This window comes from Micrococcus sp., from assembly GCF_030523875.1.
Classification (GTDB): Bacteria; Actinomycetota; Actinomycetes; order Actinomycetales; family Micrococcaceae; genus Micrococcus.
This window is the reverse complement of the sequence record NZ_JAUNHR010000047.1, coordinates 5,326-18,186: the sequence shown is the minus strand read 5'-3', so window position 1 is coordinate 18,186 and position 12,861 is coordinate 5,326. Positions and strand designations below refer to the sequence as shown.

Genomic DNA, 12,861 nt, shown 5'->3' with positions numbered 1-12,861 from the left:
GCCGCCGTGTACTTCGCGATCGTGCTGCCCATGAACAAGATGATCGAGCGCCGCAACCGCCGCCTCGGCATCGAGCCGGAGCCCGAGCCCGTGGCGGAGGACGTCGCGCTCCTCACCGAGATCCGCGACCTGCTCTCCGCCCAGCGGGGCGGCACGGGGACCGTGACCAACGGCCCGGTGCCGGGCGGCCCGACCGCCCGCTGACCCCGGCGGCACGCGCCGCCCCACCGCACAGGGCCCCGGTCCGCCTCGCTTCGAGGCGGGCCGGGGCCCTTCGTCCGTCCGGGGGCTCAGTCCGCCCGCGGCCCGTCCTGCTCGACGGCCAGGCACGGCAGCCAGTCGGCCCCGGTGGCCTCCCGCTCGCAGGTGGACGCCTGGACCGCGACCAACGTGACCGTCCAGAGCACCGCCATCGCCGCCGCGAGCGCCGCCAGCAGGGGCCAGCGCCGCGGTCCGGGAGCCGGGGAGGAGGGCACGCCGGCCTCAGTCGTGCAGCCGCATCTCGCGCTGGACGACCTCGGCGAGGGCCTCGGCCTCCCGGCGGGCGGTCTCCTCGTCCGGGGCCTCCACCATGACGCGCACGACGGGCTCGGTGCCCGAGGGGCGGAGGAGCACACGTCCGGTCTCCCCGAGGCGCTGCTCGGCCAGGAGCACGGCGGCCTGCACCTCGGCGTCCTCCCCGGCGCGGGACTTGTCCACACCGCGCACGTTGACCAGCACCTGGGGCAGGCGCTGCATGACGGCCGCCAGGCCCGACAGCGGCGTCCCGGTCTGCGCGACGCGGGCCGCCAGCTGGAGGCCTGTGAGGACGCCGTCGCCGGTGGTGGCGTGGTCCGCGAAGATCACGTGGCCGGACTGCTCCCCGCCGAGGGAGTAGTCGCCGAGCTTCATGCCGGCCAGCACGTAGCGGTCGCCCACCTGGGTCTCCATCAGGCGCACTCCCTCGCGCTGCATGGCCAGCTTCAGACCGAGGTTGGACATCACGGTGACCACCAGGGTGTCCTCGCGCAGCGCGCCGCGGTCCTTGAGGGCGAGCGCCATGATGCCCATGATCTGGTCGCCGTCCACGACGTCGCCGTTCTCGTCCACCGCGAGGCAGCGGTCGGCGTCGCCGTCATGGGCGATGCCCAGGTCCGCGCCGTGGGCGCGCACGGCCTCCTGGAGGCGGTCCAGGTGCGTGGAGCCGCAGCCCTCGTTGATGTTCAGCCCGTCCGGCTCGGCGCCGATGACCACCACGGAGGCGCCGGCGTCGCGGAACGCGTCGGGCGAGCAGCCGGAGGCCGCGCCATGGGCGCAGTCCAGCACCACGGTGAGGCCGTCCAGGCGGTGCGGCAGGGACTGGAGCAGGTGCACCACGTAGCGGTCCTCGGCATCGGAGAAGACGCGCACGCGGCCGACATCCGCCCCGGTGGGGCGCAGCGGGCGCTCCCCCTCGAGGTGCTGGATGATCTCGTCCTCCTGCTCGTCGGTCAGCTTCTGGCCGCCGCGGGCGAGGAACTTGATGCCGTTGTCCGGCGCCGGGTTGTGGGAGGCGGAGATCATGACGCCGAAGTCCGCGCCGAGGTCACCCACCAGGAAGGCGGCGGCCGGGGTGGGCAGGACGCCCGCATCCCAGACGTCCACGCCCGAGGAGGCCAGCCCCGCGAGCACCGCGGCGCTGATGAACTGTCCGCTGATGCGGGGGTCGCGCGCCACCACGGCCACGGGCCGACGGCCGGCCGCGAACGCGTCCGCCCCGAGGACCGGCGCGGCCGCCTGGGCCAGCTGGACGGACAACTCCACTGTGAGGGTCTCGTTGGCCAGGCCACGGACGCCATCGGTTCCGAACAATCTCGACATGATGTCCGAGTCTACGATCCGGCGCCCGCTCCGGCACCAGCGCCACGGCCCACGAGCCCCCCGGCGAGGTCACGACCCGGCATCGGGACCGGTAGAGTCTCCTCGGTGGCGACCGTCCCGCGGTCCCGTCACCCCCTCGCGGGCCGCGCCCGCGGCTCCGATCTGAAGGACCCCTCGCATGCCCGATCATCCGATCCCCTCCCCGCGGTGGCCCCGCCGCGCCGTCCTCGGCGGCGCCGGCCTCGCGATCGCCGGCGTCGTGTCCGGCTGCGCCGACGGCGGCGACGAGTCCGCCGCCCAGGCCGCCGACCGGGAGGGCGGCTCCGCCGCCCCGGGGCCGCGCCTGGAGGCGCCCGAGATCCTCTCCACGATCGACTGGGGCGCCCGCATCCCGGAGGGACACCAGCAGACCCTCTACGAGCGTCCCTCGTACCTCGTCATCCACCACACCGCCACGCCGAACGTGACGGACGGCTCCCGCCAGGCCGCGGTGGACATCGCCCAGCGCGTGCAGAGCCAGCACATCAACCAGCAGTGGGGCGACTCCGGCCAGCACTTCACGATGTCCCGCGGCGGCTACCCGCTGGAGGGCCGCCACGGCTCCCTGTACACCCTCCAGGGCGGCCAGAACTTCATGCTCGGCGTGCACGCCCTGGGCTTCAACGCCTACGCCCTGGGGATCGAGTGCGAGGGCTTCTACATGCTCAACCCCCCGCCCCAGAGCCTCTACGCCGGCCTTGTGAAGCTGGCCTCCTACATCTGCCAGCAGTACGGCCTGCCGCCCTCGCGCATCATCGGCCACCGCGACATCGTGAGGACCAGCTGCTGCGGCGACGCGTTCTACGCGAAGCTGCCCGTGCTGCGTGAGGACGTCCGCCTCTCCCTCGAGTCCGGCGAGTACCACGTCACCGAGGGCTTCGGCGCGGACAACCTCTTCGAGGACTCGGAGATCGACTCCGAGAACTACAAGGAGTACCGCGCTCGCGCCGACGGCTGACCGGTCCCGGCCACCGACGACGGCGCCCCTCCCCCCTGCGGGGAGGGGCGCCGTCGTCCGTGGCGGGCACGCCCGCGGGCGGGTCAGCGCACGCGGGGGAAGGAGCCGCCCTCGGTCTCGTCGACCTCGGAGAGGACGTCCGCCGGGGCGCAGATGCGCGGATCCGGGGCGTGCACGATCCGCTCGTCCTTGTTCGGGTACGGGAGGGTGTGCAGGACGTGGCGCATCGCCTCGAGACGGGCCCGCTTCTTGTCGTTCGACTTCACCACGGTCCACGGCGCGTCGGCCGTGTGCGTGTAGAAGAACATGGCCTCCTTCGCGTTGGTGTAGTCGTCCCACTTGTCCAGCGAGGCCAGGTCCGTGGGCGAGAGCTTCCAGCGGCGCACGGGATCGGTCTCGCGTGCGGCGAACCGGTTGAGCTGCTCGTTCCGGGACACGGAGAACCAGAACTTGATGATGTGGGTGCCCGAGTTGGACAGCATGCGCTCCAGCTCCGGGGTCTCGCGCATGAACTCGAGGTACTGCTGGGGCGTGCAGTAGCCCATCACGCGCTCCACGCCGGCGCGGTTGTACCAGGAGCGGTCGAACATCACGATCTCCCCGCCCGAGGGCAGGTGCTGGATGTACCGCTGGAAGTACCACTGGGAGGCCTCGGCGTCCGTGGGCTTCTCGAGGGCGACGGTGCGGGCGCCGCGGGGGTTGAGGTGCTCGTTGAAGCGCTTGATGGCGCCGCCCTTGCCGGCGGCGTCGCGGCCCTCGAAGATGATCAGCACCTTCTGGCCGGTCTCCTTGACCCAGAGCTGCATCTTCAGCAGCTCGATCTGCAGCTCGCGCTTGCGGCGCTCGTAGTCCTTGCGGCGGAGCTTGGACTTGTACGGGTAGCCCTCACGCCAGGCCTGGGGGTCCGGGGTCGGCAGGGCCTTGTCCCCGCTCAGCTTGCGGCCGAGCTCGCGGATCTCGTCCACCTCGGCGGCGTAGTCCTCGGTGACGGCGAAGGGACGTGCGGCGGCGGCGTCCTCCAGCTCGTGCTCGGGCAGGGTGGGGGCGTCGGGGGTCTGCTCCGCCATCGGGCCTCCTCTGGGTCTCCTGTCCGGACCACGTCGTCCGGACCTCCGATCCTACCGCCGGAGACGGCCGTGGCCGGCCGCCCCGGGTGGGGGCGGCCGGCCACGGGAGGGACGGACGGGCGGACGCCGCGCGGGCGGCGGTCCGGCCGACGCCGTCGCGGGTCAGCGCTTCGAGAACTGCGAGGCCTTGCGGGCCTTCTTGAGACCGGCCTTCTTGCGCTCGATGACGCGGGCGTCGCGGGTGAGGAAGCCGGCCTTCTTGAGCGCCGGGCGGTTGTGCTCGCGGTCGATCTCGTTCAGGGCGCGGGAGATGCCCAGGCGCAGCGCACCGGCCTGGCCGGAGGGGCCGCCGCCGTGGATGCGGGCGATGACGTCGTAGGCGCCGTTGAGCTCCAGCAGCGTGAAGGGGTCGTTGACCTCCTGCTGGTGCAGCTTGTTCGGGAAGTAGTTCTCCAGGGTGCGGCCGTTGAGGGTCCACTGGCCGGAGCCGGGGACGACGCGCACGCGGGCCACGGCCTCCTTGCGGCGGCCCACGGCGGAGCCGGCCACGGTCAGGGCGGGGCGCTCGGACACGCCGGCGGCCTCCGGAGCGGCGGTGGACTCGGAGGTGTAGCTCGTCAGCTCCACGTCGTCGTTCTGGTTGATGCTCATGATTCTCCTTGGAAGAGGTCTGCTCAGGCGACCGCGAGGGTCACTGGGCGACCTGGCCGATCTCGAAGGTGGCGGGCTTCTGGGCGGCGTGCGGGTGCTCGGCACCGCGGTACACCTTCAGCTTGGTCAACTGCTGGGCCGCCAGCGAGTTCTTCGGGAGCATGCCCTTGACGGCCTTCTCCACGGCGCGCACCGGGTTCTTCTCCAGGAGCTCCGCGTAGGACTCGGACTTCAGGCCGCCCGGGTAGCCCGAGTGGCGGTAGGCGCGCTTCTTCTCGAGCTTGGAGCCGGTGAGGGCCACCTTCTCGGCGTTGACGATGATGACGTAGTCGCCCATGTCCATGTGGGGGGCGAAAGTCGGCTTGTGCTTGCCGCGCAGGAGGTCGGCGGTGTGGGTGGCCAGGCGGCCGAGGACGACGTCGGTGGCATCGATGATCAGCCACTGGCGGTCGGCGTCACCAGGCTTGGGAGTGTACGTACGCACGTTGTCTGCCTTCAGGGTCGGTTCGGTCACAGCCGCCGACGCCGGGTCGTGAGTCCGGAGGGGCGTGCTGTTCAGTTCTCCGTGCGCGCCGGTCCCCCAGGTGAGGGCTGGAAGGCGTCCGGGCCCGAGAGCCCCGGGGGTGCGGCGCGGGATGACGGCCATGCAACTGAGCCTCTCGCGGCACGACGCATCCGGGTGCGGGCATGCGCAACGTCCGCCCATGCTACCCGGTCGGCGCGCGCGGGACAAAAACGCGGCGGCCGCGCTCAGCCCCCGGCCGGCGGGGCATCCCGACGCGCGCGAGTGCCCTCGACCCGGGCGGCGAGTGCGGCGGGGTCGTCCGGGTAGGCCACCTCCATGAGCGTGAGGCCACGGGCCGGTGCCAGTCGCACCTCGGAGTCCCGGGCGGGGGCCGCCAGACGGGCCGCCGTCCACCCCGGGGCGCGTCGCCCCTCCCCCACCTGCAGCAGCGCGCCCACGATCGAGCGGACCATCGAGTGGCAGAACGCGTCGGCTCGCAGGCGCACCGTCACGAGGCCGTCCGCGTCCCGCGCCACCCGCGCGTCGAGCACCTCGCGGACGGTGGTGGCGCCCTCCCGCGGCCGGCAGAAGGAGAGGAAGTCGTGCAGGCCCAGCAGGACGTCCGCCTCGGTCTGCATCAGGTCCGTGTCCACCGCGGCGCCGTGCCAGTGCACGCCGCGCCGGGCCAGCGGATCGCGGGTGCCCGGCCGGTCGCTGATCCGGTACTCATAGGAGCGCCACAGGGCGCCGAAGCGGGCGTCGAACCCCTCGGGCGCGCGCCGCGCACCGTGAACCACGACGGCCCCCTCCCACGCGCTCAGGACGCCGCCCAGGCGGCGCAGCAGGGCGTCCGCCGGATCGAGGCCGGGCCGCCCCCGGGAGAGCCCCTCCCACTCCGCCGCCGTGAGGTCGGCGTGGACCACCTGCCCCCGGGCATGGACGCCGGCGTCGGTGCGGCCGGCCACCACCGTCCGGACGGGGCGCCGGACGATCCGCTCGAGCGCCTCCTCGAGGGCCCCCTGGACCGTGGGCAGGCCCGGCTGGGCGGCCCACCCGCGGAAGCCCGAGCCGTCGTAGGCGAGGTCGAGGCGGAGGCGGACGTCGTCGCGGGAGGGCTCGGGCATGCCTCCCATCGTAGGAGGACGCCGGTCCCCGGACGCAGACGGGCGGGCCGCCACCCGTGTGGGGTGACGGCCCGCCCTGGAGAGCCCGCCGCGGGGGGGGCGGTGGGCCCGGGCGCCCGGAGGCGCCGGGACGCCGGATCAGTCGGCCATCTTCTGGGCGGCCTCGCCGCCGGCGGGCTCGAAGCCCGCGGCCTTGGCCTCCTCGACGGTGGAGAACCAGACCTCGGCGGTGGTCTGGTCGTACCAGCGCGAGCCGGGCACGTGGTACTTCTTCGAGCTGGAGTTGCCCTTGATGGACGCGCCCTCGGGGGCGGAGCCGTCCTCGTTGGTGGGCTGCGCGGCCGGGATCTCGGCCGCGGCCGCCTGGGACTCCTCCACGGTGACGTCCTCGGTGGCGGCCGGGTCCACGGTCTCGACCGGGGTCGAGTCCTGCACCGGAGCGGACTCCTGCGCGGGGGCGGACGCGGCGGCGCGCTCGGCCTCGGCCACGACGGCCTGCCGGCCGGAGACCGGCTCCATCACGAGCTCGATGACGGCCATGGGGGCGTTGTCGCCGTGGCGGTTGCCGATCTTGGTGATGCGGGTGTAACCGCCGTTGCGCTGGGCCATCGCCGGGGCGATCACGGTGAACAGCTCGTGCACGATCGACTTGTTCGTGCGCGACTTCGCCGCGATGATGCCCTGCACCTTGCGGCGCGCGGGCAGGTCGCCCTTCTTGGCGATGGTGATCAGGCGCTCGGCGTGGGGACGCAGGCGCTTGGCGCGGGTGAGCGTCGTGGTGATCGACTTGTGCTCGAACAGCTGGGCGGACATGTTCGCCAGCATGATGCGCTCGTGGGCCGGGCTGCCGCCCAGGCGCGGACCCTTGGTGGGGGTGGGCATGGTGTTACTCCTCGGGTGGGACCCTGCGCCGCGAGGGGCGCCGGGTCTGAGATGTCAGGGGTGCGGTTCGGCTCAGAAGTCCGAGAACGGGTCGTCGTCCTGGTGCGCGTGCGCCTGGGGGTCGAAGCCGGCCGGCGAGTCCTTGAGGGACAGGCCGAGCTCGTACAGCTTCTCCTTGACCTCGTCGATGGACTTCGCGCCGAAGTTGCGGATGTCCATCAGGTCGGCCTCCGAGCGGGCCACGAGCTCACCCACGGTGTGGATGCCCTCGCGCTTGAGGCAGTTGTACGAGCGCACGGTCAGCTCGAGGTCCTCGATCGGCTGGGCGAGATCGGCCGACGTCTCCGCCTGCGCGGGCTCGTCGCCCAGGTCGATGCCCTCGGCGTCCTCGTTGAGCGCCTTGGCCAGGCCGAACAGCTCGACGAGCGTCGAGCCCGCGGAGGCCACGGCGTCGCGCGGGAGCATGGACTCCTTGGTCTCGACGTCGAGGACCAGCCGGTCGAAGTCCGTGCGCTGCTCCACGCGGGTCGCCTCGACCTTGAAGGTCACCTTCAGCACCGGCGAGTAGATGGAGTCGACCGGGATGCGGCCGATCTCCTGGTCCGCGGACTTGTTCTGGGCGGCGGTCACGTAGCCGCGGCCGCGCTCGACGGTCAGCTCCATGTCGAACTTGCCCTTCGCGTTCAGCGTCGCGATGTGCAGGTCCGGGTTGTGGATCTCGACGCCGGCCGGCGCGGTGATGTCCGCGGCCGTCACGACGCCGGCGCCCTGCTTGCGCAGGTACGCGACCACGGGCTCGTCGTTCTCCGAGGAGACGGAGAGCTTCTTGATGTTGAGGATGATCTCGGTGACATCCTCCTTCACGCCGTTGACCGTGCTGAACTCGTGGAGCACGCCGTCCACGCGGATGCTGGTCACGGAGGCCCCGGGGATCGAGGACAGCAGGGTGCGGCGCAGGGAGTTGCCGAGGGTGTAGCCGAAGCCGGGCTCCAGGGGCTCGATGACGAACCGGGAGCGACGGTCGGAGACGACCTCTTCGGTCAGCGTGGGGCGCTGTGCAATGAGCACGGACATTTCCTTTCGGCGAGCGTCCGCCATATGACGCACGCGGTGGGTGGAAACGAGGACGGGGGTGGGATCAGGTCGACGACCTGTCCGCACCCGCCCCACGCGGGGCGGATGCGGACACAGCGCTCAGATCAGACGCGGCGGCGCTTCGCGGGGCGAGCGCCGTTGTGGGCCTGCGGGGTGACGTCCTGGATGGACCCCACCTCGAGGCCGGCGGCCTGGAGGGAGCGGATGGCGGTCTCGCGGCCCGAGCCCGGGCCCTTCACGAAGACGTCCACCTTCTTCATGCCGTGCTCCTGCGCACGCTTGGCGGCCTGCTCGGCGGCCATCTGTGCGGCGTACGGGGTCGACTTGCGCGAGCCCTTGAAGCCCACCTCGCCGGACGAGGCCCAGGAGATGACGGCGCCCGTCGTGTCCGTGATCGACACGATGGTGTTGTTGAACGTGCTCTTGATGTGGGCCTGGCCCACGGTGATGTTCTTCTTGTCCTTGCGACGCGGCTTGCGGACCGCAGAACGGGTCTTGGGGGGCATGGGGTTCTCCTTGCGGGAAAGCTGCTGGTGAGAGTGCTGGCGTCGCGGGCCGGCCGGCAGGGGCCAGGGTCACCGCGGACGGCAGGTCACTTCTTCTTGCCGGCGACCGTCTTCTTCGGGCCCTTGCGGGTACGGGCGTTGGTCTTCGTGCGCTGGCCGCGCACCGGCAGGCCGCGACGGTGGCGCAGGCCCTCGTAGGAGCCGATCTCCACCTTGCGGCGGATGTCGGCGGCCACCTCGCGGCGGAGGTCGCCCTCCACCTTGTAGCTGCCCTCGATGTGATCGCGCAGCTGCACCAGCTGATCGTCGGAGAGGTCCTTCACGCGGATGTCCCGGTCGATGCCGGTGGCCGCGAGGGTCTCCTCAGCGCGGGTCTTGCCCACACCGTAGATGTACGTGAGTGCGATGATCACGCGCTTCTCGCGCGGAATGTCAACGCCTGCAAGACGAGCCATGGGCCGTCCTCCTGATTCCTTCTGCAGCAGGGGTCTGCACCAGCGACGTCCCGACGACGCGGCCGCGGGCGGCCCGGCGAGCCCCGCGCGGCACCGGCGAAGTGTCCGGTGGTGCTCCGCGGCGTCGGCGTCGCCGTCATCGGTCCCCGGCCCCTGCGGCCGGAGGTCTCGTAGCCCCGTCGGGGCTGCGCTGTCTCTGATGTCCGGCCCTCGTGGGCCGGTCTGTGGTGTGGTCAACGCACGGCGTCGCCCCCCGGGTCTCCCGGGGACGCGATCAGCCCTGGCGCTGCTTGTGGCGCGGGTTCGAGCAGATCACCAGCACGCGGCCCTTACGGCGCACGACCTGGCACTTGTCGCAAATCCGCTTCACGCTCGGCTGAACCTTCACGGCTCCTCCTCCTGCGTTCGCTTGGACGGGGGTTCTTACTTGTAGCGGTAGACGATGCGACCCCGGTTGAGGTCGTAGGGGCTAAGCTCCACCACCACGCGGTCCTCGGGGAGGATGCGGATGTAGTGCTGACGCATCTTTCCGGAGATCGTGGCGAGCACGACATGCTCGTTCTGCAGACGGACTCGGAACATCGCGTTCGGCAACGCCTCCGAGACCGTGCCCTCGACCTCGATGACACCTTCCTTCTTAGCCATGTCCTCCACAATCGTCATGCCGCACGGCGCACACGGGGCGGCCGCACGACGGGAACGGGGTGGACCGCGCCGGATCGCCGGACTGGCAGTGGGCACGGTCAACGTTCGATGGTACCCCATCCGGAGCGGCCGGGCCACCGCGCCGCCAGGGGGACGGCGGCGGAGCGGCCCACGTCACGGCGCGGCCCCCCGGGGTCACTCCCCCGGAGGCACCGGGACGACGCCGTGGCGCGCCAGCTCGGCGGCCCCGCCGTCGGGGGCGGAGAGGACCCAGAGGCCGCCGGCGTGGCGGCACACCGTGTGCTCCCACTGACTGGCTCGCGCGCCGTCCGTGGTCACCACGGTCCACTCGTCCTCGAGGGTGCGGGTGTCGATGCCCCCGCGCACGAGCATGGGCTCGATGGCCAGGGCCAGGCCGGGGCGCACCTTCGGCCCCTGGTGTCCCGTGCGGTAGTTGAACACGTCGGGGGGCAGGTGCATGGCGGAGCCGATGCCGTGCCCCACGTACTCCTCGAGGATGCCCAGCGGGGCGCCGGGCTGCTCGGTGACGAAGTCGTCGATGGCGTCGCCGATCTCGCCGACGTGCTTCGCGGAGGCGAAGGCCGCGATGCCCACCCAGAGGGCCTCACGGGTGATCTCGGAGAGGCGCTCGTCCTCCGGGTCGGCGGTGCCGGCCTCGGACGAGCCCAGGATCACCGTGCGGGCGGAGTCGGAGTGCCATCCGTCCACGACCGCCCCGCCGTCGATCTTCAGGACGTCGCCCTGCTGCAGCACGCGCTCCCCCGGGATGCCGTGGACGACCTCGTCGTTGACGGAGGCGCAGATGGAGGCGGGGAAGCCGTGGTAGCCGAGGAAGTTGGAGGTCGCCCCGTGCTCGGCGAGGACGTCCGCGAACACGGCGTCCACCTCCGCGGTGGTGACCCCGGGCGCCGCCGCGGCGATCGCTGCGTCCAGGGCCGAGGACAGGACCACCCCCGCACGCTGCATGGTCTGCAGCTGGGGGGTGGTCTTCAGCTCCAGGGAGCGGCGGCCGACCACGCGGTCAGGCCTGCTGGTCCGGGGACACGACCGGCACGGTGCCGGTGGCCACGCGCACGGAGTACACGGCCTGGAGCACGCGCTCGGTGACGTCGTCGATCTGTCCCGTGCCGTCCACGCGGGCCACGATGCCGCGGTCCGCGTAGGACTCGATCACGGACTCGGTCTCCCGGTGGTAGAGGTCCAGGCGGTGCTGGATGACCTCCTCGGTGTCGTCGGCGCGGCCCTCGATCTCGGCGCGCTTGAGGAGGCGCTGGACGAGCTCGGCGTCCTCGACCTCGAGCTCCACGACGGCGGACAGCGCCTGGCCGGCCTCCCGCAGCATCGCGTCGAGGGCCTCGACCTGGCCCGCGGTGCGCGGGTAGCCGTCCAGCAGGAAGCCGCCGGCGGCGTCGGGCTGGGCGATCCGGTCGGCGACCATGCGGTTGGTCACCTCGTCCGGGACGAAGTCGCCGGCGTCCATGTAGCGCTTGGCCTCCTGCCCCAGCTCCGTCATGTTCTTGACGTTGTGGCGGAAGATGTCGCCGGTCGAGATCGCGACGATGCCGAGCTTGTCGGCGATCCGGGTGGCCTGGGTGCCCTTGCCGGAGCCGGGGGGTCCCATCAGCAGCATGCGGGTCATCGTGTGGTCCTCACTGTCGGGGTGGACGGGCGGGGGGCCGCGCTCAGCGCAGCAGGCCCTCGTAGTGGCGCTGCTCCATCTGAGCGCTGATCTGCTTCACCGTCTGCAGGCCCACGCCGACCATGATGAGGATCGAGGTGCCTCCGAACGGGAAGTTCTGGTTCGCGCCGATCAGCACGAAGGCGATCAGCGGGATCATGGCCACGATACCCAGGTAGAGGGCGCCCGGGAGCGTGATGCGGCTGATGACGTACTGCAGGTAGCGCTCGGTGGGCCGGCCGGCGCGCACTCCCGGGATGAAGCCGCCGTAGCGCTTCATGTTGTCCGAGATCTCCTGCGGGTTGAACGTGATGGACACGTAGAAGTACGTGAAGCCGATGATCATGGCCAGGTACAGGGCCATGTAGACCGGGTGGTCGCCGCCCTGGAAGTAGGTGCTCAGGAAGCTCACCCACGCGGGCGGGGCCGAGCCGTCCTGGGGGGTGTTGAACTGGATGAGGATGCCCGGGAGCATCAGCACCGAGGACGCGAAGATCACCGGGATCACGTTGGCCATGTTGACCTTGATCGGGATGAAGGTGCTGGAGCCGCCCACGGTCCGCGTGCCGATCTGGCGCTTGGCGTACTGCACGGGGATCCGGCGCTGCGACTCCTCCACGAACACGATCGCCAGCATCGTCAGCAGTCCGATGAGCATCACGATCGCGAACACCCGCCAGCCCTGGGTCTGGAGGACCTGGGCGATGCCCGAGGGGAACGAGGCGGCGATGGAGGAGAAGATCAGCAGGGACATGCCGTTGCCCACGCCGTGCTCGGTGATCCGCTCGCCGAGCCACATGACGATCACGCAGCCCGTGACCAGGACGAGGACCACCATGAGCACGGCGGCGAGGGAGTCGTCCCGCAGCAGCGGCAGCTGGCAGTTCAGGAGGGCGCCGGTGCGGGCGAGGGAGGCCATGGTGGTGCCCTGCAGCACGGCCAGGGCGATCGTCAGGTAGCGCGTGTACTGGGTGAGCTTGGCCTGCCCCTGCGGCCCCTCCTGGTGGAGCTGCTCGAACCGCGGGATCACCACGCGCAGCAGCTGCACGATGATCGAGGCGGTGATGTAGGGCATGATCCCCAGCGCGAACACGGACACCTGCAGCAGCGCGCCGCCGGAGAACATGTTGACGAAGGAGTACAGGCCGCCCGAGGTGGAGCCGGCGGCGAGGCAGGTCTGCACCGCGGCGTAGTCCACGCCCGGGGACGGGACGAAGGCGCCGAGCCGGTAGACGGCCACCAGCCCGAGCGTGAAGAGGATCTTCCGCAGCAGGTCGGGCGTCCGGAGGATCCGGGCGATGGCCTTGAACACGTGTCCTCCTGCAGGGGTGTGGTTGCTGGAACGCTCCCCCGCGCACGGAGGAGGACCGACGTCCCTGCGATGAGGGGCCGGCCC

General features: G+C 71.6%; 16 protein-coding genes and 1 pseudogene. 2 read left to right on the top strand and 15 right to left on the bottom strand.

The window, feature by feature from the left end:
- Positions 1-204 (top strand): annotated as a pseudogene (locus Q4D18_RS07530) (large conductance mechanosensitive channel protein MscL); the annotation flags it as partial.
- An 86-nt stretch (positions 205-290) separates the two neighbouring features.
- On the opposite strand, the gene Q4D18_RS07525 reads toward Q4D18_RS07530, so the two are convergent.
- Both Q4D18_RS07525 and glmM read right to left on the bottom strand, forming a co-directional pair.
- On the bottom strand, positions 291-476 hold the full coding sequence (locus Q4D18_RS07525) for a hypothetical protein (protein WP_303126959.1): 186 nt from the start codon (positions 474-476) through the stop codon (positions 291-293).
- A 7-nt stretch (positions 477-483) separates the two neighbouring features.
- On the bottom strand, positions 484-1,839 hold the full coding sequence (gene glmM, locus Q4D18_RS07520) for a phosphoglucosamine mutase (RefSeq protein WP_303126957.1): 1,356 nt from the start codon (positions 1,837-1,839) through the stop codon (positions 484-486).
- Between the two features lie 178 nt (positions 1,840-2,017).
- Here glmM and Q4D18_RS07515 point away from each other — a divergent pair, with 178 nt between their 5' ends.
- Positions 2,018-2,836 carry a peptidoglycan recognition family protein gene (locus Q4D18_RS07515; protein WP_303126955.1) on the top strand — a complete coding sequence of 273 codons (819 nt, stop codon included), beginning with the start codon at positions 2,018-2,020 and terminating at the stop codon, positions 2,834-2,836.
- Positions 2,837-2,919: 83 nt separating this feature from the next.
- On the opposite strand, the gene ppk2 is transcribed toward Q4D18_RS07515, so the two are convergent.
- The 13 genes from ppk2 to secY form a co-directional block, all read right to left on the bottom strand.
- Positions 2,920-3,903, bottom strand: a complete 984-nt coding sequence (gene ppk2, locus Q4D18_RS07510) for a polyphosphate kinase 2 (protein WP_303126953.1) — start codon at positions 3,901-3,903, stop codon at positions 2,920-2,922.
- Positions 3,904-4,065: 162 nt separating this feature from the next.
- The gene (gene rpsI, locus Q4D18_RS07505; protein ID WP_303126951.1) at positions 4,066-4,554 is read right to left on the bottom strand and encodes a 30S ribosomal protein S9; all 489 of its coding nucleotides are present in this window, start codon (positions 4,552-4,554) and stop codon (positions 4,066-4,068) included.
- 40 nt (positions 4,555-4,594) lie between these two features.
- Complete coding sequence (rplM, locus tag Q4D18_RS07500) at positions 4,595-5,038, bottom strand: 50S ribosomal protein L13 (protein ID WP_303126949.1); 444 nt, start codon at positions 5,036-5,038, stop codon at positions 4,595-4,597.
- A 266-nt stretch (positions 5,039-5,304) separates the two neighbouring features.
- Positions 5,305-6,183 carry a tRNA pseudouridine(38-40) synthase TruA gene (truA, locus tag Q4D18_RS07495; protein WP_303126947.1) on the bottom strand — a complete coding sequence of 293 codons (879 nt, stop codon included), beginning with the start codon at positions 6,181-6,183 and terminating at the stop codon, positions 5,305-5,307.
- 138 nt (positions 6,184-6,321) lie between these two features.
- Positions 6,322-7,065 carry a 50S ribosomal protein L17 gene (gene rplQ / locus Q4D18_RS07490; protein WP_303126945.1) on the bottom strand — a complete coding sequence of 248 codons (744 nt, stop codon included), beginning with the start codon at positions 7,063-7,065 and terminating at the stop codon, positions 6,322-6,324.
- Positions 7,066-7,137: 72 nt separating this feature from the next.
- Entirely contained in the window at positions 7,138-8,133 is a 996-nt protein-coding gene (locus Q4D18_RS07485) for a DNA-directed RNA polymerase subunit alpha (protein ID WP_303126943.1), read from the bottom strand.
- 131 nt (positions 8,134-8,264) lie between these two features.
- A complete protein-coding gene (rpsK, locus tag Q4D18_RS07480; RefSeq protein WP_135028737.1) occupies positions 8,265-8,666 on the bottom strand; it encodes a 30S ribosomal protein S11 in 402 nt (133 codons plus the stop codon).
- Between the two features lie 86 nt (positions 8,667-8,752).
- Positions 8,753-9,121: a 30S ribosomal protein S13 gene (gene rpsM / locus Q4D18_RS07475; RefSeq protein WP_303126941.1), complete on the bottom strand. Its 369-nt coding sequence runs from the start codon at positions 9,119-9,121 to the stop codon at positions 8,753-8,755.
- A gap of 274 nt (positions 9,122-9,395) precedes the next feature.
- Entirely contained in the window at positions 9,396-9,509 is a 114-nt protein-coding gene (gene rpmJ, locus Q4D18_RS07470) for a 50S ribosomal protein L36 (protein ID WP_002857509.1), read from the bottom strand.
- A gap of 35 nt (positions 9,510-9,544) precedes the next feature.
- The gene (gene infA / locus Q4D18_RS07465; protein ID WP_010080397.1) at positions 9,545-9,766 is read right to left on the bottom strand and encodes a translation initiation factor IF-1; all 222 of its coding nucleotides are present in this window, start codon (positions 9,764-9,766) and stop codon (positions 9,545-9,547) included.
- A 195-nt stretch (positions 9,767-9,961) separates the two neighbouring features.
- On the bottom strand, positions 9,962-10,804 hold the full coding sequence (map, locus tag Q4D18_RS07460) for a type I methionyl aminopeptidase (RefSeq protein WP_303126926.1): 843 nt from the start codon (positions 10,802-10,804) through the stop codon (positions 9,962-9,964).
- Between the two features lie 4 nt (positions 10,805-10,808).
- Complete coding sequence (locus Q4D18_RS07455) at positions 10,809-11,426, bottom strand: adenylate kinase (protein ID WP_303126924.1); 618 nt, start codon at positions 11,424-11,426, stop codon at positions 10,809-10,811.
- 43 nt (positions 11,427-11,469) lie between these two features.
- Positions 11,470-12,777: a preprotein translocase subunit SecY gene (gene secY / locus Q4D18_RS07450; protein ID WP_303126922.1), complete on the bottom strand. Its 1,308-nt coding sequence runs from the start codon at positions 12,775-12,777 to the stop codon at positions 11,470-11,472.
- Positions 12,778-12,861: the final 84 nt, after the last annotated feature.

Coding starts and splice junctions, on each gene's coding strand:
- glmM (WP_303126957.1), bottom strand. CDS start 1,839: ATGTCGAGATTGTTCGGAACCGATGGCGTCCGTGGCCTGGCCAACGAG.
- Q4D18_RS07515 (WP_303126955.1), top strand. CDS start 2,018: ATGCCCGATCATCCGATCCCCTCCCCGCGGTGGCCCCGCCGCGCCGTC.
- ppk2 (WP_303126953.1), bottom strand. CDS start 3,903: ATGGCGGAGCAGACCCCCGACGCCCCCACCCTGCCCGAGCACGAGCTG.
- rpsI (WP_303126951.1), bottom strand. CDS start 4,554: ATGAGCATCAACCAGAACGACGACGTGGAGCTGACGAGCTACACCTCC.
- truA (WP_303126947.1), bottom strand. CDS start 6,183: ATGCCCGAGCCCTCCCGCGACGACGTCCGCCTCCGCCTCGACCTCGCC.
- rplQ (WP_303126945.1), bottom strand. CDS start 7,065: ATGCCCACCCCCACCAAGGGTCCGCGCCTGGGCGGCAGCCCGGCCCAC.
- rpsK (WP_135028737.1), bottom strand. CDS start 8,666: ATGCCCCCCAAGACCCGTTCTGCGGTCCGCAAGCCGCGTCGCAAGGAC.
- rpsM (WP_303126941.1), bottom strand. CDS start 9,121: ATGGCTCGTCTTGCAGGCGTTGACATTCCGCGCGAGAAGCGCGTGATC.
- infA (WP_010080397.1), bottom strand. CDS start 9,766: ATGGCTAAGAAGGAAGGTGTCATCGAGGTCGAGGGCACGGTCTCGGAG.
- Q4D18_RS07455 (WP_303126924.1), bottom strand. CDS start 11,426: ATGACCCGCATGCTGCTGATGGGACCCCCCGGCTCCGGCAAGGGCACC.